This is a genomic window from Streptomyces sp. NPDC051219, from assembly GCF_040682335.1.
In the GTDB taxonomy this organism is placed as follows: Bacteria; Actinomycetota; Actinomycetes; order Streptomycetales; family Streptomycetaceae; genus Streptomyces.
This window is the reverse complement of sequence record NZ_JBFBAS010000011.1, coordinates 160,363-179,870: the sequence shown is the minus strand read 5'-3', so window position 1 is coordinate 179,870 and position 19,508 is coordinate 160,363. Positions and strand designations below refer to the sequence as shown.

At 70.9% G+C, this 19,508-nt stretch carries 15 protein-coding genes; 5 read left to right on the top strand and 10 right to left on the bottom strand.

All coding sequences use genetic code 11. The annotated features are described in order from the left end of the window. The first annotated feature begins 51 nt into the window (after positions 1-51). A complete protein-coding gene (locus tag AB0M62_RS16010; protein WP_366074789.1) occupies positions 52-1,104 on the top strand; it encodes a LacI family DNA-binding transcriptional regulator in 1,053 nt (350 codons plus the stop codon). Positions 1,105-1,136: 32 nt separating this feature from the next. Here the strand turns inward: AB0M62_RS16010 and AB0M62_RS16005 are convergent, their stop codons facing one another. The 4 genes from AB0M62_RS16005 to AB0M62_RS15990 form a co-directional block, all read right to left on the bottom strand. Beyond that, entirely contained in the window at positions 1,137-2,363 is a 1,227-nt protein-coding gene (locus AB0M62_RS16005) for a glycoside hydrolase family 64 protein (RefSeq protein ID WP_366074788.1), read from the bottom strand. Between the two features lie 154 nt (positions 2,364-2,517). Beyond that, positions 2,518-2,976 (bottom strand): (2Fe-2S)-binding protein, encoded by a 459-nt coding sequence (locus tag AB0M62_RS16000; RefSeq protein WP_366074787.1) that lies wholly within the window; start codon positions 2,974-2,976, stop codon positions 2,518-2,520. A 10-nt stretch (positions 2,977-2,986) separates the two neighbouring features. Further along, entirely contained in the window at positions 2,987-5,194 is a 2,208-nt protein-coding gene (locus tag AB0M62_RS15995) for a molybdopterin cofactor-binding domain-containing protein (RefSeq protein ID WP_366074786.1), read from the bottom strand. 70 nt (positions 5,195-5,264) lie between these two features. Next, a complete protein-coding gene (locus tag AB0M62_RS15990; protein ID WP_366074785.1) occupies positions 5,265-6,083 on the bottom strand; it encodes a metalloregulator ArsR/SmtB family transcription factor in 819 nt (272 codons plus the stop codon). A 146-nt stretch (positions 6,084-6,229) separates the two neighbouring features. Between AB0M62_RS15990 and AB0M62_RS15985 the strand changes: the two genes are divergently transcribed. Next, entirely contained in the window at positions 6,230-6,481 is a 252-nt protein-coding gene (locus AB0M62_RS15985) for an SCO4226 family nickel-binding protein (RefSeq protein ID WP_366074784.1), read from the top strand. Positions 6,482-6,561: 80 nt separating this feature from the next. On the opposite strand, the gene AB0M62_RS15980 is transcribed toward AB0M62_RS15985, so the two are convergent. The 5 genes from AB0M62_RS15980 to AB0M62_RS15960 form a co-directional block, all read right to left on the bottom strand. Then, the gene (locus tag AB0M62_RS15980; RefSeq protein ID WP_366074813.1) at positions 6,562-7,428 is read right to left on the bottom strand and encodes a DMT family transporter; all 867 of its coding nucleotides are present in this window, start codon (positions 7,426-7,428) and stop codon (positions 6,562-6,564) included. Between the two features lie 288 nt (positions 7,429-7,716). After that, complete coding sequence (gene meaB, locus AB0M62_RS15975; RefSeq protein ID WP_366074783.1) at positions 7,717-8,706, bottom strand: methylmalonyl Co-A mutase-associated GTPase MeaB; 990 nt, start codon at positions 8,704-8,706, stop codon at positions 7,717-7,719. Positions 8,707-8,710: 4 nt separating this feature from the next. Further along, positions 8,711-10,945, bottom strand: a complete 2,235-nt coding sequence (gene scpA / locus AB0M62_RS15970) for a methylmalonyl-CoA mutase (protein WP_366074782.1) — start codon at positions 10,943-10,945, stop codon at positions 8,711-8,713. Further along, positions 10,945-12,849, bottom strand: coding sequence for a methylmalonyl-CoA mutase family protein (locus AB0M62_RS15965; protein WP_366074781.1), 1,905 nt, complete (start codon positions 12,847-12,849; stop codon positions 10,945-10,947). Before AB0M62_RS15965 ends, scpA begins: the two co-directional genes overlap by 1 nt. A gap of 97 nt (positions 12,850-12,946) precedes the next feature. Beyond that, entirely contained in the window at positions 12,947-13,834 is an 888-nt protein-coding gene (locus AB0M62_RS15960; protein ID WP_366074780.1) for an ABC transporter substrate-binding protein, read from the bottom strand. Positions 13,835-14,050: 216 nt separating this feature from the next. Between AB0M62_RS15960 and AB0M62_RS15955 the strand changes: the two genes are divergently transcribed. Then, entirely contained in the window at positions 14,051-14,824 is a 774-nt protein-coding gene (locus AB0M62_RS15955) for a class I SAM-dependent methyltransferase (protein ID WP_366074779.1), read from the top strand. 174 nt (positions 14,825-14,998) lie between these two features. Then, positions 14,999-16,444 carry a SpoIIE family protein phosphatase gene (locus AB0M62_RS15950; protein WP_366074778.1) on the top strand — a complete coding sequence of 482 codons (1,446 nt, stop codon included), beginning with the start codon at positions 14,999-15,001 and terminating at the stop codon, positions 16,442-16,444. 59 nt (positions 16,445-16,503) lie between these two features. Here the strand turns inward: AB0M62_RS15950 and AB0M62_RS15945 are convergent, their stop codons facing one another. Then, positions 16,504-18,012 (bottom strand): hypothetical protein, encoded by a 1,509-nt coding sequence (locus tag AB0M62_RS15945; protein WP_366074777.1) that lies wholly within the window; start codon positions 18,010-18,012, stop codon positions 16,504-16,506. A 233-nt stretch (positions 18,013-18,245) separates the two neighbouring features. Here AB0M62_RS15945 and AB0M62_RS15940 point away from each other — a divergent pair, with 233 nt between their 5' ends. Beyond that, positions 18,246-19,385 (top strand): aminoglycoside phosphotransferase family protein, encoded by a 1,140-nt coding sequence (locus tag AB0M62_RS15940; protein ID WP_366074776.1) that lies wholly within the window; start codon positions 18,246-18,248, stop codon positions 19,383-19,385. Positions 19,386-19,508 lie beyond the last annotated feature (123 nt).

Sequence of the window (19,508 nt, the reverse complement as noted above, 5' to 3'; positions counted from 1 at the left end):
CGCTGGCCGGCAGACCGATCCGTCATCTCCTGCACGCCGGAGGAGCGCCCGTTGTCCGAGCAGACTGCCGATCCGCGTCCCACGCTGGAGGCCGTGGCCGAGCGGGCCGGCGTCTCGCGTGCCACGGTCTCCCGTGTCGTCAACGGCGCCGCGGGGGTACGGGCCCCGGTCGCCGAACGTGTCCGGCAGGTGGTCGAGGAACTCGGCTATGTTCCGAACCAGGCCGCCCGCAGCCTCGTCACGCGCCGCCAGAACGCCGTCGCCGTCGTGATCGCCGAGCCCGAGACCCGGGTGTTCGCGGACCCCTTCTTCGGCCAGCAGCTGCGGGGCATCAGCAAGGAACTCACCGCGCACGACGCGCAGCTGGTGCTGCTCCTGGTCGAGGGGCCCGCCGACTACGAGCGGGTCGGCCGGTATCTGGGGGGCGGCCATGTGGACGGCGCGCTCGTCTTCTCCCTGCACATCGACGACGCGCTGCCCGTGATCATCCGCCGGGCCGGTGTCACCACCGTATTCGGCGGCCGGCCCAGTTGGCCCGAGGTGGGCGACGGTGGCGAGGAGGCGCGCTATGTCGACTGCGACAACCGGGGCGGGGCGCGTGAGGCCGTACGCCATCTGCTCTCGCTCGGCCGCGAACGCATCGCCCACATCACCGGGCCCCTCGACCAGACCTCGGCGGTCGACCGGCTCGACGGCTTCCGGGACGTGCTGGCCGACGCGGACCCGCGACTGATCGCGACGGGCGACTTCACACCCGCCGGCGGGGGACGGGCGATGCGTGAACTGCTGGACCGCTGCCCCGAGCTCGACGGGGTGTTCGCCGCGTCGGATCTGATGGCCTCCGGTGCGCTGCGCGTCCTGCGCGAGTACGGGCGCCGGGTTCCGGACGATGTCGCGGTAGTCGGGTTCGACGACATGCTGCCGGTGGCCGAGCAGACCGATCCCCCGCTGACGACGGTGCGTCAGGACATAGAGGACATGGGCCGGCTGATGGCGCGGCAGCTGCTGCTGCGGCTTGCTCCTCGCGACAGGGACGAGCCTGCCCCGGGCCTCGCGTCCGCCATCATCACGCCGACCCGCCTGGTGCGCCGGGCGTCCGCCTGAGGGGCGGCGCGCCCGGCGCGGGCGTACGTCGGTCAGGAACCGACACGCACGGTGAACCGGCGCGGATTGCCGTCGTGGGCGGCGCCGGACACGTCGGGCTGTCCGTCCGGTCGTACGTCGTCGTACGGGAAGGCGTACCCGATCGGCGTGTTGGCGTGGAGCACACGCGAGAAGTGATTGGTGACCGGATCGCGGTAGTAGTCGGCGGTAGTGGCCCCGTTCGGCTGGTCGGGGTGGGTGAGCAGGGTGCTGCGGTTGAAGCCGGCGGCGAGCCGGGCCAGCAAAGCCTTCTTGTCGTCCGGGTCGCCCGGGTTGTTGGCGAACGGGCCGTGGTTGCAGGTGAAGATGTCCTTCGAGGTGGGCTTCGGGAAGCTGTGCCCGCCGGTGAAGGTGAGCGTGTCCCCGCTGACGCGGCCGCGCAGGACGCCACGGCCGCCCTGGAGGTCGATGCGCAGGTCCGTGGTGCGGTACTTGTTCCAGACCTGGTTGATATAGCTGTTCCAGGAGTCGCGGAAGGGCATCTGGTCCGGGCGGTCGAAGTACGGGGCCATGAGGTTCTGGGGTGAGATCACCCGCAGTACGGCCCCGTTCGGGCCGCGGAGCACCAGCTTGTCCCAGGGCTTTCCGTCGCGGGCGGACTGGCTCACCAGCCCGTCGGCGATCCTCTGCAGGGCGCCCGCGGGCAGCGGCGCGACGGTGTGTGTGGCGTCTCCCTGGAGGGTCAGTCCGATGGGGAGGGCGGTGACCAGGTCGACGTAGCTGATGTTGGCGTACAGCTGCTGCGGGTTGAAGGTGAACTCGCAGAACGACCAGGTGCGGCCGTAGTTGGGGTCGGCGGGGGTGGCGAATGCCGGCTCGACCAGGGAGGGGCCCGGGTTGAGGAAGAAGTCGAGTTTGCCGTCGCGGACAAAGTAGACGCGGGCGCCGAACATCTGGGGCAGGGTCAGTACGACCGGCCCCGCGCCCGCGGCGCGCAAGGGGATGGCGCAGTCGACCGGGAGGGGTGTCTGGGGCTGCGCGGGTGATTCCGGCCGGTAGACGCCGCCGTTTGCCCGCAGCAGTACCCAGCGGCCGGACCCCTGCTCGTGGCCGGTGACGTACGCGTTGACGTTGCCCGGCAACGACTTGTTCTCCAGGGCAAGTTCACAGGTGGGGGGCGCCGCCGTCGCGTGCGGGCTGAGGGCGCTGCCCCAGGCGGGGTAGGTGAGGGCGGTCGCGGCGGCGGCCGTGCCGGTCAGTAACGCTCTGCGCGATATCACGAAGTCTCCCGGTGGTGTGGGGGGCGCAGGAGACAGCGGGTGCCGGGGGACGCCTCCTGCGGTGCGCACCACTGTTCCCAGGTCCGCGGGAGGCGTCAAGAGATGTAACTGAGAGCGCTCTCAGAATCTCGGATCCTTTACAATTCGGCGCCGGTCAGCGCATCTTCTCGGCCGCGCTCCGGATCGCCTCGCGGATACGGAAGTAAGTGCCGCAGCGGCAGACGTTCGCGATCGCGTCGATGTCCGCGTCCGTCGGGTTCTTCGTACGTTTCAGCAGCGCCACCGCGGCCATGATCTGGCCGGGCTGGCAGAAGCCGCACTGGGCCACGTCCTGCTCCAGCCATGCCTCCTGCACGGGGTGCAGACGCTCGCCGTCGGCGAGGCCCTCGATGGTGGTGACGTCACGGCCGGCCGCCTCGGAGACCGGCACGACACACGGCCGTACCGCCTCGCCGTCCAAGTGGCTGGTGCAGGCCTTGCAGACGTCAATGCCGCAGCCGTACTTGGGCCCGCGGATGCCGAGCAGGTCACGCAGGACCCACAGCAGGGGCAGGTCGTCGGGCGCGTCGACGGTGACGGACTGCCCGTTGACGGTGAAGGTGTGGGACGGCACAGAGGGGCTCCTAGCGCGGGAACGGAGTGAAGTCGACGTCGAAGTCGACCGGGAACCGGCGGGGCCGGGTGCCGGTCGCCCGGGCGTACGCGTTCGCGATCGCACCGACCGCCGCAGGCACACCCAGCTCGCCCGCGCCGCCCGGCTCACCGGTGGCGGGCAGCACGAAGATCCGGACCTCGGGTGGCGAGTCCTTCTGCCGGGCGTAGTGGAATTGCGAGTAACTCCCCTCCAGAGGAAGTCCTTTGTCGATGTGCAGCCCTGCCCGGAGGGTAGTGGAGATGGCGTCGGTCAGCCCGCCGAGCAACTGCGCCTCCAGCCCGCGCGGATTGACCGGCCGGCCGACGTCGACGGCGATCACCGCCTTGGTGACGCGCGTATGCCCCGGGTCCCGCGCGTCGATCTCGACGAGGCAGGCCGTGCGTGACTTGTACTCCTCGTGGAAGCCGACACCCTGGGCGCAACCGGCCGGCATGTCCCGCCCCCAGCCCCCCTCCGAGGCCACCTTGTCCAGCACGGCACGCTGCGCGGCGGTCTTGAGGAAGGCGCGCCGGAACGCCACCGGGTCCTTGCCCAGCTTCGCGGCCAGCTCGTCGACGACGATCTCCTCCGCCCCACGGGTGTTCGCCGAGTACACCGAACGCCAGGACGCGGTGGGCATCTTCAGCGGCACCTCGGTGAGTACCTGCGTGGTCAGGCCGAAGTGGTACGGCGACTTCACCGTCGTCAGGAACAGCGTCTGCGCGAAGCCGGCGTTGCCGATGCCCGGCGGCAGACTTGCCGCGGTCGCGGTGAGGATCTCCCCCAGGCCGTGCCTGAAGTCGGTCTCCACGGCGGCCACCCGGTGTTCGAAGGACAGCACCTGGCCCAGCGCGTAGGTGGCGCGGATCTTGTGGTGGGTGGCGGGGCGCATCCGACCGTGCCGCGTGTCGTCGATCCGGGACCACATCAGCCGCACCGGCCGCCCGCTGGCCTTGGACACCAGGGCGGCCTCGAGCGCCGCGTCGAAGAACAGCCGCCGGCCGAACGATCCACCGGCCTGCACCACATGCACGGTGACCTTGTCCACCGGGAGCCCGACAGCTGCCGCGATGGTCTGCTGGGCCACTATGGGGGACTTCAGTCCGGACCAGACCGTGGCCCGGTCCGTCCGTACGTCGGCGACGGCGGAGTTGGTCTCCATGGGTGCGTGGCTGACGAACGCGAAGTCGAACTCGGCGTCGAGGTGCGCCGTGAGCAGCGGGGGCACCACCAGCGGGGCGGTCGCCGCCCGGAGCCGGGAGCGGATGCCGTCGTCGGAGAGGGTGTCGACCGTGCCCGCGCCCCAGACGACGTCGAGGGCGTTCTTGCCGTCCAGGGCCTGACCGAAGGTCTCGGCGACGACGGCCACGCCGGTGGGGATGACGACGACGTCGATGACGCCGGGCATGGCACGGACGGCGGCCTCGTTGCGCACCGCCTTCACGGTGCCGCCGAGGGTCGGGGGCCGGCGCACCATGCACGGCTTGGCGCCCGGAACCTCGATGTCGAGGGTGTACTCCTGCCTGCCTGTCACCATCGCCCGTGCGTCGATCCGGGAGACCGGGGTGCCCACCAGGGTGTGGGCGGACTCCGGCTTGGGGGTAGCGGTCAGTACGCCGAGGGCCGGGCTCGCGGCCGCGGTGGCGAGGGACCCGTACCCTGCGGTGCGCCCGTCCGGCGCGACGACGGCGCCGTCACGGGTCGTCAGCCCGCGGGCCGGCATGCCCCACCGCTCGGCGGCGGCCGCGACCATACGCGCCCGGGCGGCCGCGGCAGTGTGCCGAACGGGGTCGTACAGCGAGCGGATCGAGTTGGAGCTGCCGGTCAGCTGGTTGAACAGCAACTCCGGCCGGGCATCGTCGAGTTCGACCCGTATCCGGGTCGGCGGTACGTCCAGCTCCTCGGCCACCAGCATGGCTACGGCCGTCGTCAGCCCCTGACCGACCTCCTCCCGGGGCAGCCGGAACCGCACCAGGCCGTCCTCACCGATACGCAGGACCAGCATGCCGGCCGTCGGCGCTCCGGCCAGGATCAGGACATCCCCGAGGTCGACCAGGTCGGCCGGGGCGGGCGGAGTCGGTACGACGGCGTGGGCCGTGGACGGGGCGACGCCTTCGAGTCCGAAACGCGTGGCCACCGCCAGGGTCGGTGCCGCGACCAGATAGGTGAGGAACCGACGTCTGCCGTGGTCCGCCATGAGAACTCCGTCCTCGCCCGCCCGCAGCCGGAGGTATCCGGCGGCTACCGGCAGGTAGCGTACCGACTCCTCAGCGTTCGGCGGGAGTGGGCTGCTCCGAGAGCAGCCTGCCGCCCTCCAGGTGGGTCTTGAGCGCTGAAAGGATCATGACCCAGCCGCCGCTCACGCCTTCCAGCATCTTGCTGTCCGGGCTGTCGAAACCGTCGTGGGTGATGGTCAGTTTGGTGCCCATCACGGGGATCTCGGCGGGCTCGATGTCGAAGGTCACCTTCGACCGCTCCTGCAGAGCCGCCTCGAACGCCTCGTCCGAGTCGAAGAGGTCGCGGTGCATGGGCTGCAGCGTGTGCCAGGTGTACGAGAGCCGCTTGCCGGGCTCGGCCTCCAGCACCCGCTGGCCGAGCTCCTCGAACTCTCCGTTCGGGTCCATCTTCCACTTCACCGACGAACCCACCTGCCAGTCGGATTCGGGCCCATGACCGCCCATGTAGACCTTGATGAACTCGGGATCGGTCAGCGCCTGGTACAGCTTCTCGGCGGTGGTCTGGATGTACGTCACATAGACGAACTCGGGCTTGGTCATGGCTGGTCCTTCCAGGGTCTGCTTCAGGTGGGACAGCACGGCCAGCCGGCCGCGCTCGTACTGCCCGATCCAGCGATCGGCGATCTCCTGGATGGGCAGGGGGTTGAGGTAGTGCAGCTTCTCCCTGCCTCGCCGTACGGAGGTGACCAGCAGGGCCGACTCCAGGACAGCCAGGTGTTTGCTCACCGCTTGTCTGCTCATGTCCAGGCCCTCGCTCAGTTCCCGCAGGGTCTGTCCGTTGCGCCCGTTGAGCCGGTCCAGCAGCTGCCTGCGGCTGGGATCGGCGAGCGCCCTGAACACCGCGTCCATCGTCACCTCCTCGGATCCACGATAGGCAACCAACAGGTTGCATGTCCAGTTCGCCCGGTCACCGGCCCGGCCACGGTCGCAGCGGGGCACCGGCGCGCGCACGATGGAAGGGAACAGTGCAGACGACAATCCGGAGGTGGCGGGCGATGACGCAATTCATGGATGTCCACCACGGTATGAAGGGCATTACCGCCGAACAGCTCTCGGCGGCCCACCGGGCCGACCTCGCCATCGAAAGCGAGGAGGGCGTGCACTTCGAGAAGGCGTGGGCGGACCCCGAGTCGGGGACCGTGTACTGCCTGTCCGAGGCACCCTCGCAGGAAGCGGTCATGCGGGTCCACGAGCGGGCGGGCCACCCGGTCACGGAGGTGCACCCGGTACCGCTCTCCGTCTCGTAGGTCGCGGCGGGCACCGGTGGGCCGGGCGCCTCATGGGGCGCCCGGCCCACCGTCCTGAACCGCCGCCGGGACGCGGCGGTTCAGGACACGACCAGGAACCTGGTGAGCGGCATCCGCGCGAGCGAGACCGCACCGACGGCGATCAGTACGAGACCGAGCAGTTGCGGCAGCAGCCACCAGCCGGACCGGACGTGCTCCTCGTACAACGTCACGCCGAGAGTGAGGCTCACCAGCGCGTCCCCCAGAGTGAGTGCGGGCTGCGAGGCCACCAGGAGGCCTCCCTGCATGGCGTGCTCCAGCAGAAGCAGGGCGCACAGGCCCGTCACCGCGAAGGCGTAGGTCTGCCAAGCGGATAGAAAAGCCGCCAGGCCCTGGTCGTCCAGGATGTGGGTCGCGGCCTTCATCAGCGCCGCCGTGAGCGCGTACCCGATGGCCGTGGCCGTGCCGAGACAGGCGGCGCGCGCCCGGCCCGGAGGCCGGCGCAGGCCCACCGCCGCGAAGCCCACCATGGCCACGCCACAGACGGCCAGGGCGGTGACCCACCGGTCGAGCGGTACGTGCGTCCGGTTGCCGGTCGGCGAGGCCGCCGCGAGGGCCAGCCCCAGGCCGGCCACCACACAGGCCACGGCGGTCCAGCCGGTGCGGGGCAGGCTCCGGTGCAGCAGCAGCGAGGCGACCAGCAGCGCCAGCGGAAGCTCCAGGACGAACAGGGGCTGCACGAGTGACAGCGGGCCGGTCGCCAGCGCCACTGCCTGGCAGACGCCGGCGGCGATGACGGCGAACATCCCCGCCAGCCAGACGGGACGCCGCAGCAGGTCGAGCACCAAGCCCGGGCGGAAGCCCCGGGACTGCGGCACGGTGAGCGCGGCACGCCGCTGCAGCACGGTGGCGACGGCATTGCTGAGCGCCGCGCACAGCGCGAAGACAACCGGCAGAAATGCGCCCACCACGAATGACCTCCGGCCGGGACCGGTGCAGGGCAGCCCCTCTGCCATGGTGACCCGGCACCGCCCGCGCCGCGAACGATCGGGTCCCCGTGGCGCGTAGTCGTGCCACGATGCCGCCACCCATGCGGCGCGCGGTCAACTGTCGTCATCGCGCACGTGGGTTCCCCGTTCCGGGGAGGAGGTCCGCCGGCGGTGGGGCGAATGACCACAGCCGCGCATCGGTACGCGACGCCCTGGCCGTAGTAGACCTCGCGATGCCGGCCGGCACCGGGAACGGACCGGCCGGGGTCACCCGGGCAGTTCGAGAGCTCCGATGAGCCGGTCGGCGGCGAGTGTCGCGGTCAGCTGCCCGTCACGGACCTGCTGTTCGAGGTCCGGCGCCAGCCGCTGGACCCCGGGGTGCCTGCGCAGGTGGTCCAGCAGGTGGTCGCGGACCATCGTCCAGGTCCAGTCGACCTGTTGGTCGCTGCGCTTGCGTACCAGCCGGCCGCTCGCGTCCAGGACGGTCCGGTGCTGTTCCAGCCGCTCCCACACCGTCTCCAGTCCGCTTCCCTCCCGCGCGCTGCAACTGAGCACCGGTGGCGTCCACGCGGCGTCTGCCGGATGCATGAGGCGAAGCGCGCCGGCCAGTTCGCGCGCGGCGGATCTCGCGTCGCGCTCGTGCGGTCCGTCGGCCTTGTTGACGGCGATGACGTCGGCCAGCTCCAGTACGCCCTTCTTGATGCCCTGGAGCTGGTCCCCGGTCCGCGCGAGGGTGAGCAGCAGGAAGGAGTCCACCATGTCCGCGACCGCGGTCTCGGACTGGCCTACGCCCACCGTTTCGACGAGCACTACGTCGAAGCCGGCGGCCTCCACGACGATCATGCTTTCCCGGGTCGCCCTCGCTACGCCGCCCAGCGTGCCCGAGGTCGGTGAGGGCCGCACGAACGCCGCCGGGTCCACCGCGAGGCGCTCCATCCGGGTCTTGTCGCCGAGGATGGAGCCGCCGGTCCGGCTCGAGGACGGGTCGACTGCGAGCACCGCCACTCGGTGACCGAGGCCCGTGAGCAGCGTGCCGAGCGCGTCGATGAAGGTGGACTTGCCCACGCCCGGGACACCGCTGATGCCGACCCGCCGCGCCGCGCCCGCATGGGGCAGCAGCGCGGTCAACAGGCCTTGGGCCAGCTCCCGGTGTTCGGCGCGCGTTGACTCGACGAGCGTGATGGCACGGGCGATGTACGCCCGTGAACCGTCCAGCACGCCCTTGACGTAAGTGTCGACATCGATGGTGGGTGGCATCGGCTCACCGCTCGTGGCCGAGAGCGGCGGCCAGGGTGGTCACCAGGTCCTGGGCCGCATCCGGGATCACCGTGCCGGGCGGGAAGACCGCGGCGGCGCCGGCCTCGCGAAGCGTCTCGACGTCCTGGGGCGGGATCACACCCCCCACGACGATCATGATGTCCTCCCGGCCCTCGGCGGCGAGCTGCTCGCGCAGCGCCGGTACGAGCGTGAGGTGGCCGGCCGCCAGCGAGGAGACGCCGACGATGTGCACGTCGGCCTCCACAGCCTGCCTGGCCACCTCCGCCGGGGTCTGGAACAGCGGGCCGACGTCGACGTCGAAGCCCAGGTCGGCGAAGGCGGTGGCGATCACCTTCTGGCCGCGGTCGTGGCCGTCCTGGCCCATTTTGGCGACCAGGATGCGGGGCCGGCGCCCTTCGGCCGTCTCGAACGCCTCGACGAGGCTGCGGGTGCGCTCGACGGCGGGGGAGGTTCCGGCTTCGTTGCGGTACACACCGGAGATCGTACGGATCTGTCCGGCGTGTCTGCCGTACACCTTCTCCAGGGCGTCGGAGATCTCGCCGACGGTCGCCATCGCGCGAGCCGCGTCGACCGCGAGGGCCAGCAGGTTGCCGGTAAGCCCCCCGTCCCGGCCGGCGCCCCGCTCCGCGGAAGCGGTGAGGGCACGCAGGGCCTGCTGGCAGGCCGCCTCGTCCCGTTCCTCCCTGAGCCTGCGCAGCTTCTCGATCTGCTGTGTACGTACCGATGAGTTGTCGACCTTCAGTACGTCGATCTGCTCGTCGCTGTCCACCCGGTACTTGTTCACCCCGATGACGGGCTGCCGTCCGGAGTCGATGCGGGCCTGGGTACGGGCCGCGGCCTCCTCCACCCGCAGCTTGGGGATGCCGGCGTCGATGGCCTTCGCCATACCGCCGGCCGCCTCGACCTCCTCGATGTGCTGCCAGGCACGGCGGGCGAGGTCGTGGGTGAGCCGCTCGACGTACGCGCTTCCGCCCCAGGGATCGATCACGCGACAGGTGCCGGACTCCTGCTGGAGCAGCAACTGGGTGTTGCGGGCGATCCGTGCGGAGAAGTCGGTGGGCAGAGCCAGTGCCTCGTCGAGGGCGTTGGTGTGCAGCGACTGGGTGTGCCCCTGGGTGGCGGCCATGGCCTCGACACAGGTGCGGGTCACGTTGTTGAAGACGTCCTGGGCGGTGAGGGACCAGCCCGAGGTCTGGCAATGGGTGCGCAGTGACAGCGACTTGGGATTCCTGGGGTCGAAGCGCTTGACGAGCTTGGCCCACAGGAGGCGGGCCGCGCGCAGCTTCGCGACCTCCATGAAGAAGTTCATGCCGATCGCCCAGAAGAACGACAGGCGCGGCGCGAACGCGTCCACGTCCAGTCCGGCCTCCAGCCCGGCCCGCAGATACTCCACACCGTCGGCGAGGGTGTACGCCAGCTCCAGGTCGGCTGTCGCTCCGGCCTCCTGGATGTGGTAGCCGGAGATGGAGATGGAGTTGTAGCGGGGCATCTTCTGGGAGGTGTACGCGAAGATGTCGGAGATGATCCGCATGGAGGGCTGGGGCGGGTAGATGTAGGTGTTGCGGACCATGAACTCTTTGAGAATGTCGTTCTGGATGGTCCCGGCCAGCTTCTCGGGCGGTACGCCCTGCTCCTCGGCGGCCACGATGTACAGCGCGAGAACGGGCAGCACCGCGCCGTTCATCGTCATCGACACGCTCATCCGGTCCAGCGGGATGCCGTCGAACAGCTGCCGCATGTCGTAGATCGAGTCGATGGCGACGCCCGCCATGCCGACGTCACCGGTGACGCGTGGATGGTCGCTGTCGTAGCCGCGGTGCGTCGGCAGGTCGAAGGCGACCGACAGGCCCTTCTGTCCGGCGGCGAGGTTGCGCCGGTAGAAGGCGTTGGACTCCTCGGCGGTGGAGAAGCCTGCGTACTGCCGGATCGTCCACGGCTGGTTGACGTACATCGTCGGGTACGGACCGCGCAGATAGGGCGCGACGCCCGGGTACGTCGACAGGAAGTCGAGGCCCTCCAGGTCCTGCCCCGTGTACAGCGGCTTGACCCCGATGCCTTCCGGGGTCTGCCACAGCAGCTCGTCCTCGCCCTTGCCGGTGCTCTCCTTCAGGGCCGTACGCCACTGATCCGCACCGGCGGCGGGCCTCCCGTCGTCCGTGTCCAGCTCGACGCCGGAGAAGTCGGGGATCGCTTCCCGCTGTCCCGTACAGGCCTGCATCACGCCACTCCCAAGTCATCGAGTACGGAGGAGAGGACAGCGACCGCGTCGCCGCCCGCGAAGACGAACTCGTCGACTCCGGCCCGCTGGAACGCCTCGCGGTGCTCGCCGGGCCGGCCGGCGAGGAACACGCGGCGTGCTCCGGCGGACTTCAGGGCCGCGGCCACGGCTTCGGCCTGCTCGCCGTACAGCTTGTCGCTGGAACACAGGCACGCCACCGCGGCGCCGCTGCGGGTGAACGCCTCGGCGGCCGCCGAGGGGTCGACCGGGACGGGACTGTGCACCGGCTCGATGCCGCCGGCCTGGAAGAGATTGGCGGCGAACGTCGCGCGCGCCGTGTGCGCCGAAGCCGGTCCCAGCGTCGCCAGGAACACCCGGGGGCGGGCCCCGGTGGCGGCCAGATGCGCGTCGGAGCGGGCCCGCAGTGTCTCGAACGCCTCGTCCCGGCGGACTCTCGGCAGTCCGCCGGCCTCCGCGGCCGGGGCCGGTTCCCGTTCCACGGGTGCTTCCGCCAGGTTCGGGAACTCGCTCACGCCGGTGACAGGCTCGCGACGGCGGGCCAGTTCGCGGGAACGGCTCTCCCAGGTGCCCGCCAGCCGTTCGGCCACCAGTCCGCTGTGCAGCGCGGCCGCCTGGCCGCCCGCCCGCTCGATCTCCTGGAACCAGGACCAGGCCGCGCGGGCGAGTTCGTCGGTGAGCTGTTCGACGTACCAGGAGCCGCCCGCCGGATCGACGACCCGGGCGAGGTGCGACTCCTCCACCAGGATCGTGGAGGTATTACGGGCGATCCTGCGGGCGAACGCGTCCGGCAGGCCCAGCGCGTGGTCGAAGGGGAGCACGGTGACCGAGTCGGCGCCGCCGACTCCGGCGCCCAGCGCGGCGACCGTGGTCCGCAGCATGTTCACCCAGGGGTCACGACGGGACATCATCACCGAGGACGTCACAGCGTGCTGGCGCTGCGCACCGGCGGACGCCGACGCCCCGCACGCCTGCGCCACCCGCGCCCAGAGCCGCCTGGCCGCACGGAACTTGGCGATCGTCAGGAACTGGTCCGCGGTGGCCGCGTACCGGAACTCCAGCTGGCCGCAGGCCGCGTCCACCGGCAGTCCGGCCTCGGTCAGTGCCCGCAGATGGGCGACCGCGGTGGCGAGTGAGCAGCCCAGCTCCTCGGCGGCGGACCCACCGGCCTCGTGGTACGGCAGTGCGTCCACGTTGAGAGCCCGCACACCCGGGAAATCGCGATGGCACACCCGGGCGAGTTCTGCGGCCGCGGCAAACTGTTCGTCCAGGCCGGAGTTCCGGCCGGTACGTGCCACATGGCCGAGCGGGTCGGCGCCGAGATTGCCGGCCGCGGCCTGCGGCGGCACCTGACGCTCGCCGTAGATCCGGAGCAACTCGCGCCCGGCGGCGTCGAACTCGGCGCCCGCGTCCAGTACGACGGGTGCCAGGTCGAGATAGACGCCTTCCAGCGCGGCGTTCAGACCGGTCACCGGCACACCGGCGGCGCCCACGGACAGCCACAGGGACGTGACCCCGTTCTCGAGGTCGGCGAGGACGGCCTCGTTGATCCGGGCGGGGTCGCGCCCGGCATGACGCTGCCGTACGTCCCACCCGGAGACGGCACCGCCCTCCGGCCGGCCGCCTCGGGTGAAGGGCGCGAAGCCGGGGTAACCCAGTTCGTCCGTGTCCTCGGTGGCGTCCGCGGCGCTTCGCGCGGTGTACAGCGGGCGGGTGGAGAGCCCGTCCTGGAGCGCAGTGGACAAAGCGTCCTCGACCGCCGTACCCGAGACATCATGGGCGCCCGCCTTGCGCAGCACGCCTTCGACAAGGCTCTGCCACTGCTCGTGGGTCGCATCCGGGAATTCGGCGGCCAGGGAGAGCCCGTCGTCAGGCATGACCGTCATGACCGCATGCTAGGCCAGCGCCCCGGAGGGTAAGCAGGGCCCACGACTGTGACCTTGCACTCTTCGGTCCGGTCTTGATCCAGCACGCCTGCACGAGTCAGAGTCGGGGGTCCCCGAACGCCTCGACGGCATCGGCCACGGTGTGCAGGAACCGCGCGTGCGCGGCAAGGCTGCACGGCACCTCCGGATTCCACGGAACGAGCCGCGCCCGCGCCTCGAGCGCCTGCCAGTCGGCCACGCCGCGAAGCTCGTCGACGGGATACGCGTTCCCCCGGATGTCGGTGAGGATGATGTCCGGCTCCAGCGACTGTGCGCCGCCCCACCCGGTGGTCGACCATCCGGTGCCCGGTCCGCTCGGCGGTTCCGCCAGGGTGCTGCCCAGTTCGGTCAGCTCCCGCAGATCCGGCCAGGCCGGCGGCCTGGCGAGGTGGACGCTGTCCGGGCCCGCGGGCGACAGCGCCAGGATCCGGGGATGGGCGGCTGCCCCGGCCGCGTCACGCAGCCGTCCCGCGGCGCGGTCGAGTTCGGCTTCGGCGGGCCCGCCCGTCGCCGCCCCGAGGGACCGGGCCAGTTCGGTGAAGCGGTCGCGCAGTTCACCGAGAGAGCGGCCCTGGCCCACGTCGATGACGGCCAACGGGACACGTTCTTCGACGTGTTTCGCCGTCTCGGCGTCGATGCCGTAGACCTGTCCGCCGCCGTAAGTGACGGCGACCACCAGGTCGGGCGCCGCGCGCAGCAGCGCATCGGTGTCGAGCGCGCTGCCCGACCCGAGGTACGCGATGTCCGCCAAGGGGAGCGACCCCGCCTTCGCCGTGTCCGGGTTCTCGCCGTCGTGCCGGGAGCCGAAGAGTCCCACCGGGCATAAGCCGTGGTCGAAGAGCGTCGCCCCAGCCTGTATGTAGGCCACCACCCGTGCCGGTGTGTGCGCCGTCGCGGCCAGATGCCCGCGGTCGTCCAGGAATTGCCAGCCGGTCTGTCGTCCCATGAAGTGCCCCCCTCGTACGCCCCGCCGATGGTGATGACAGCGCGAGACCGTCAGCGGGTCCCTGCCCCGCGGCTCCAGTCGTCACGCATACGGCACGCAACTCTCTGCGCCGCTTCCCTGCGCCGCTTCCTGTGCCGCTTCCTGCGCCGCTTCCTGTGCCGCGCGGGGGCGATATTCACTGTGCGCACCGGCGTTCCCCGGCTACCGTCCCCGCCCATGAGCGACACCGACACCAACCTCCCGCCCCGCCTCACCCGTCTCACCTTCCACGGACCGCTGTCCGAGGCCCGCGCCGGACGGCTCGTCGACCGGCTCACGCGGGCCGGAGATCCCGCCACCGTCATCGATGTGGGCTGCGGCTGGGGCGAGCTGATGCTCCGGGTTCTTCCCGCCGCCCCCCGTGCCACCGGCCTCGGCATCGACCTCAACGCCGAGGACCTGGCCCGTGGCCGCAAGCTCGCCGCGGCCCGCGGCCTCGGCGGACGCGTCGAGTTCGCCGAGGAGTCCGCCCTCGGTACACGACGCGGACCCGCCGACGTGGTGCTGTGCGTCGGCGCCGGGCAGGCCCTCAGCGATGCCGAACCGCCCCGTCAGACGGCGGAGGCGCTGAAGGCGCTGCGCCGGATGGTCGCGCCCGACGGCCGTGTCCTGTTCGGCGAGGGTTTCTGGGAGCGCACGCCCGAACCGGCCGAACTGTCCGCCATGTGGCCGGGTGCCTCGGCACAGGACCATCATGATCTCGCCGGCCTCGTCGACGCGGCGGTCGAGGCGGGATTCCGTCCGGAGTGGATCGAGACGGCAAGCAACGACGAATGGGAGGAGTTCGAGTCCGGCTACCAAGCGGACGCGGAGGAATGGCTGGCCGCCCATCCGAGTCACCCTGCGGCCGAGGCGACCCGGGAGCGGCTTGACCGGCACCGCGCCTCCTGGCTGCGCGGCTATCGCGGTATTCTCGGATTCGCCTACCTCACGCTGATTCCGGTCGGCTGAGTTCACGGCGCGGCGGTCCTAGGCCATGGTCACCGGAAGGCCTTTGGCATATGCCAGAAGCACCACCGTAACGGGTGTTGCCAAATCACTTACGGGCCATCGCTGCCTGTGCAACAGTCGTAACTGGTCCTTCCCTCAGACTTGGCCGCGCCGCGCCATGTATCGGAGTTCGAGATGCCGTCCCATCTGTTCGCGGACCGTCCCGCCGCACAGCCGCCCGAGCGCGGCTCCGTCGATGAGCTCATCACGCAGACACGCAGACTGCGCGGAGACGTGGACGCGGTGCGGCGCGACGCGGTGGTGGACGAGGACGATGCGCAGGGGCGCTGGCAGCGGGCCCTGTGCGACCTGGCGGTCCATCATCTCGACGATCTGGGCGAGCACTTGGGCCAGCTGAAAGAGGGTCTTCCGCCCCCACCCGCGGAGGAAGCGGCCGCCGAGCCGGTCTCCTCGGCCGCTCTGCCGCCGGACAGCGGGCAGGGCTCCCTGCTCAGCCGGGTGGGCAGCGCGGAGTGGAACCTGCTCACGGACGAGGTGAGTTGGTCCGAGGAGCTGTTCCAGATCTTCGGCCGGTCTCCGGAGAGCGGTCCGCTGTCGCTGGACGAACTGCCTTCCATGCTGTTCGTCGAGGACCAGGGCCTGCTGACCGGCATGGTGACGGACTGCCTGGTCGACGGGAAGCCGATAGACGGTGAGTTCCGCATCGTCCGCACGGACGGCTGCGTGCGTACGCTGCACATGATGGGCGAGCCGGTACTCGACGAGGACGGCGGTACGGCGTCCATGTGGGCGGTGCTGCGCGACGTCAGCGAACTCCGCCGCAGCCAGCGGGCGGTACGCGAGACCCGTGACTCCCTACAACGCCAGCGCCACATCGCGCAGACCGAGCACCGGCTCGCGGTTGAGCTGCAGGAGGCCGTTCTGCCACCGTGGCGTGGCTCCCTCCAGCTGCCGCAGGGCCGGTCCGGCGCGCTGGATCTGGCCGCCCACTACCTCCCCTCGGCCAGCAGCGCGTTGATCGGCGGCGGGTGGTACGACGCACTCGAACTGCCCAACGGCCAGTCGATGCTCACGGTCGGTGACCTGACCGGGCACGGAGTGACGGCGACCTCCGGGATGGCCATGCTGCTCGGGGCGCTGCGCGGTATGGCCGTGGCCGGCATCGAGCCAGGCCCCCTGATGGGCTGGCTCAACCAGCTGCTCGAGAACTCCGTACAGCCGTCGCTGGGCAGCGCAGTGTGCTGCCGCTACAACCCTGCGACCCGAACCTTCACCTGGTCCCAGGCCGGACACCCCGCCCCGCTGCTGTTCCGCGGCGGGGCGGGGCGGGCGCTGACACCTCCGGAGGGCGTACTGCTCGGAGCCACCTCGGGCGCCACGTACGGACAGGAGGAGGAACAGCTCCAGCCCGGCGATGTACTGATCCTGCACACGGACGGACTGTCGGCCCGGAGCGTGCAGTTCAGTGAGACGGGCGGTCCCGACCGGCTTCTCGCTCTCGCCCCCCGCTTCGCCCTGGCGCGCAGCGCGCAGGACTGCGTACGGACCATCGTCGAGGAGTTCGGTGAGACCGAGCGTGAGGACGACGCCTGTGTGCTGGTCGCCCGGATCGGTTCGTAGCCGACCGTAGGTGGATTTCGCTTCGTAGTGGGAGATGCCAGGCGTAGTTGTAGGCCGAGTCAGATCTTCGAGGTCCTGCTTCTCTTGGCGGGGCTCCGCGGCAGGGCCAGCTCGATCTCCTCGCGCAGATCCTGAATCTTCGCGTATCCCGCGTACTGGCCGGTGAGCCGGTACATCTCGCGCAGCCGGTCCCAGGTGCGGTGCGAGGAGGTCTCACCCATCGACACCAGGGCCAGCCTCGCGTAGCGGTCGGCCTGCTCCGGGTCGTCGGCGATGAAGCAGGCCGAGGCGAGGGAGATGTAGTCGAAGATCTTCGAACGCTGCCGGCCGTTCTCCCTGAGCTTGAGCGCCTCCTTGGCGTGCCGCTGCGCGGTGGCGGCGGCGGAGGGGTCGTGCTCGGCGAGTGTCCGGAAGGCCAGCGCCTGCATACCGTGCAGGTCCGCCTCGTCGAACAGTTGCATCCAACTCGGCGGCGGTACGTCGCCCTTGTCGGAGACGAAGAGTTCCTCGGCTTCGCCGAGGGTCCGCCGCATCGCCTGGCCGCGCCCCATAGACGCCTGAGCCCAGGCCTCGATGGTGTGCAGCATGGCGCGCGTGCGCGGAAGGGTCTGCTCGCCCGAGCCGGACCTGGCGAGCTTCATGAGGTCCAGGGCGTCGTCCGGCTTGCCGAGGTGGACCATCTGCCGGGCTGCCCTGGAGAGTGCTTCGCCCGCGCGGGGCCGGTCACCGCCTTCGCGGGCCGCGTGGGCGGCGATCACAAAGTACTTCTGGGCTGTGGGTTCGAGGCCGACGTCGTGGGACATCCAGCCCGCGAGCACCGCCAGGTTGGCGGCGACGCCCCAGAGGCGGCGCTGGAGATGGTCGGGATGACGGTAGGCGAGCATGCCGCCCACCTCGTTGAGCTGGCCCACCACGGCCTTGCGCTGGAGCCCGCCGCCACGCGACGCGTCCCAGGCGCGGAAGACCTCGACCGAGCGCTCCAGGGCCTCGATCTCCTGCGACCCGATGGGGGCGGCCTCATAGCGGTCGAACCCAGCGGGGTCGGCGTGCAGGGGATCGTCGAAGCGGGTGCCGCCCGCGGGTGAGGTGGCGGTGGTGAGGGACGGATCGGTGTGGAGCCAGTCGTGCATGGCGCTGCTGAGTGCGGAGCCTGCGGCGAGCGCGGCGCCCGCGCCCACCAAGCCGCGTCGGTTGAGCATGAGGTCCATTCCCGTGAATTCGGTGAGGACCGCTGCCGTCCGTTCGGGCGCCCACGGCAGGCCGTCGGGGTTGTCGGGTTTCCCGACGTCGCGCCGTCTACCTGTACGCCCGTGCCGGCCGAACCCGAGGTCCTCGATGGTCACGACACGGCCGAGTCGCTCGGTGAACAGAGCTGCCAACACCTTGGGCACGGGATCGCGGGGCGATTCGCCCATGTCGATCCAGCGCCTCACGCGCGAGGTGTCGGTCGCCAGCTGGGGGTGGCCCATCGCCGCCGCCTGCCGGTTCACCAGCCTCGCGAGTTCGCCCTTGGACCAGCCGGCGAGGCCGAACAGGTCGTTCAGACGGGTGTTGGGTTCTCCGGTCACTTCAAGCCCCCAGGTTCTCGGCTGAGTTCGACAGTAACCCCCTGTCAGATGCGCTGGGACTATTCGCCAGGGTTCGCCAGGGTGCGCCAGATGGTGTGCCACCCGCGGGCGGGTGTCAGGTAGGAACGCGCCACCCCGTCCGACGGCCGGACCGCATTCCCCAGGGTGAAGTACGGCCGCCGGCCGGGGCAGCGCATGCAACTCGTCGGCACACGAAGGGATCTGTATCTCCCATGTACGCAGCATCGTCCTCCGTGTCCGCCCCGCCCCGGCCGCACCGTTCCTTCCCGGCGGGCAGCGGTCCCTATCTCGATCCCAACCGTCCGGCAGCGACGACCCTCACCGCCGGCCGGCCGCGGCGAACCCCGGGGCTCGGCACCCAACCGCTCAGTGGGAGACTCGACTTGTCCGGCCCCCAGGGCGGGCAGTTGCGCACGGCGATCGCCTCGGTGCACCGCATCTGTCCGGAGTTCAACCCGGTCCAGGTGCTGCGCCGCAGCGGACGGTCCGTACTGCTCGTCGGCACCACCGGCCGCTCGACCGCGGTCGCCAAGTGCTTACTCGACCACTCCCCCGCGTGGGCCGAGCGGTACCGGCACGAAATAGCTGCATACCGCGCCTTCGTCCGGCACCGTCCACCTGTGCGGGCGCCTCGGCTCATCGCCGCGGATCCCGAGAACTGCACCCTGGTGGTCGAGCGGATGCCGGGCCGGGTCGCGGCCCTCCAGCGGCACCCGGCCGAGGCCCCGCCCCGAGCCGATCTGCGAGCAGCCCTCGGTGCGATCTGCCGGATCAATCTGTGGCGGCCGCCGGCGGAGATGTTCGGCAGGCCACTCGACTATGCGTCACGGATTTCCCGCTACCACGAACTGGGTCTGCTGACCGACCGGGACCTGGGTGATCTGCAGAAGCTTCTGCACGGTCTCGCCCAGGCAGGCGGAAAGCAGGCGATGGGCCAGTTCTGCCATGGTGACGCGCTTCTCTCCAACATCCTGCTCTCCCCCGCGGGTCCGGTGATGGTCGACTGGGAACACGCGGGCTGGTACCTGCCGGGGTACGACCTGGCGACCCTGTGGGCCGTCCTGGGCGACGCCCCGGTGGCGCGGCGTCAGATCAGCCAGCTGGCGCAGGCGGCTGGACCCACGGCCAGGGACGCCTTCCTGGTCAACCTGATGCTGGTACTGACCAAGGAGATCCGTACGTACGAGACGGCCGTACAGCGCTCGATGCGCGACACGGCCCCGGCGGCACCGGCTACGGCCCCTGTCGGTGTGCCGCCGTCCGGCGAGGAGCAGCGGTTGCTGCTGCGGCGGCTGCACGACGACTGTGCGCTGGCCCGCCGGGCCGTGCGTGCGGCGGTCGGCACCCGCTGAAGTTGACGGCGGTCCGTGACGCCCCGTGGTCCGGGCGCGTCACGGACCGCCGCGCCATGGTGAACCCTTGGACTGGCCGGGGCATCGGATCGCCGGAGAGGCACCCCGTCGCAAACCGGCCGC

What these genes read in the sequence shown, in the direction of transcription:
- AB0M62_RS15990 (WP_366074785.1), bottom strand. Translation starts at nt 6,083, where the DNA reads ATGGACGCGGTGTTCAGGGCGCTCGCCGATCCCAGCCGCAGGCAGCTG.
- scpA (WP_366074782.1), bottom strand. Translation starts at nt 10,945, where the DNA reads ATGCAGGCCTGTACGGGACAGCGGGAAGCGATCCCCGACTTCTCCGGC.
- AB0M62_RS15960 (WP_366074780.1), bottom strand. Translation starts at nt 13,834, where the DNA reads ATGGGACGACAGACCGGCTGGCAATTCCTGGACGACCGCGGGCATCTG.
- AB0M62_RS15955 (WP_366074779.1), top strand. Translation starts at nt 14,051, where the DNA reads ATGAGCGACACCGACACCAACCTCCCGCCCCGCCTCACCCGTCTCACC.
- AB0M62_RS15965 (WP_366074781.1), bottom strand. Translation starts at nt 12,849, where the DNA reads ATGACGGTCATGCCTGACGACGGGCTCTCCCTGGCCGCCGAATTCCCG.
- AB0M62_RS15940 (WP_366074776.1), top strand. Translation starts at nt 18,246, where the DNA reads ATGTACGCAGCATCGTCCTCCGTGTCCGCCCCGCCCCGGCCGCACCGT.
- meaB (WP_366074783.1), bottom strand. Translation starts at nt 8,706, where the DNA reads ATGCCACCCACCATCGATGTCGACACTTACGTCAAGGGCGTGCTGGAC.
- AB0M62_RS15985 (WP_366074784.1), top strand. Translation starts at nt 6,230, where the DNA reads ATGACGCAATTCATGGATGTCCACCACGGTATGAAGGGCATTACCGCC.
- AB0M62_RS15995 (WP_366074786.1), bottom strand. Translation starts at nt 5,194, where the DNA reads ATGGCGGACCACGGCAGACGTCGGTTCCTCACCTATCTGGTCGCGGCA.
- AB0M62_RS15950 (WP_366074778.1), top strand. Translation starts at nt 14,999, where the DNA reads ATGCCGTCCCATCTGTTCGCGGACCGTCCCGCCGCACAGCCGCCCGAG.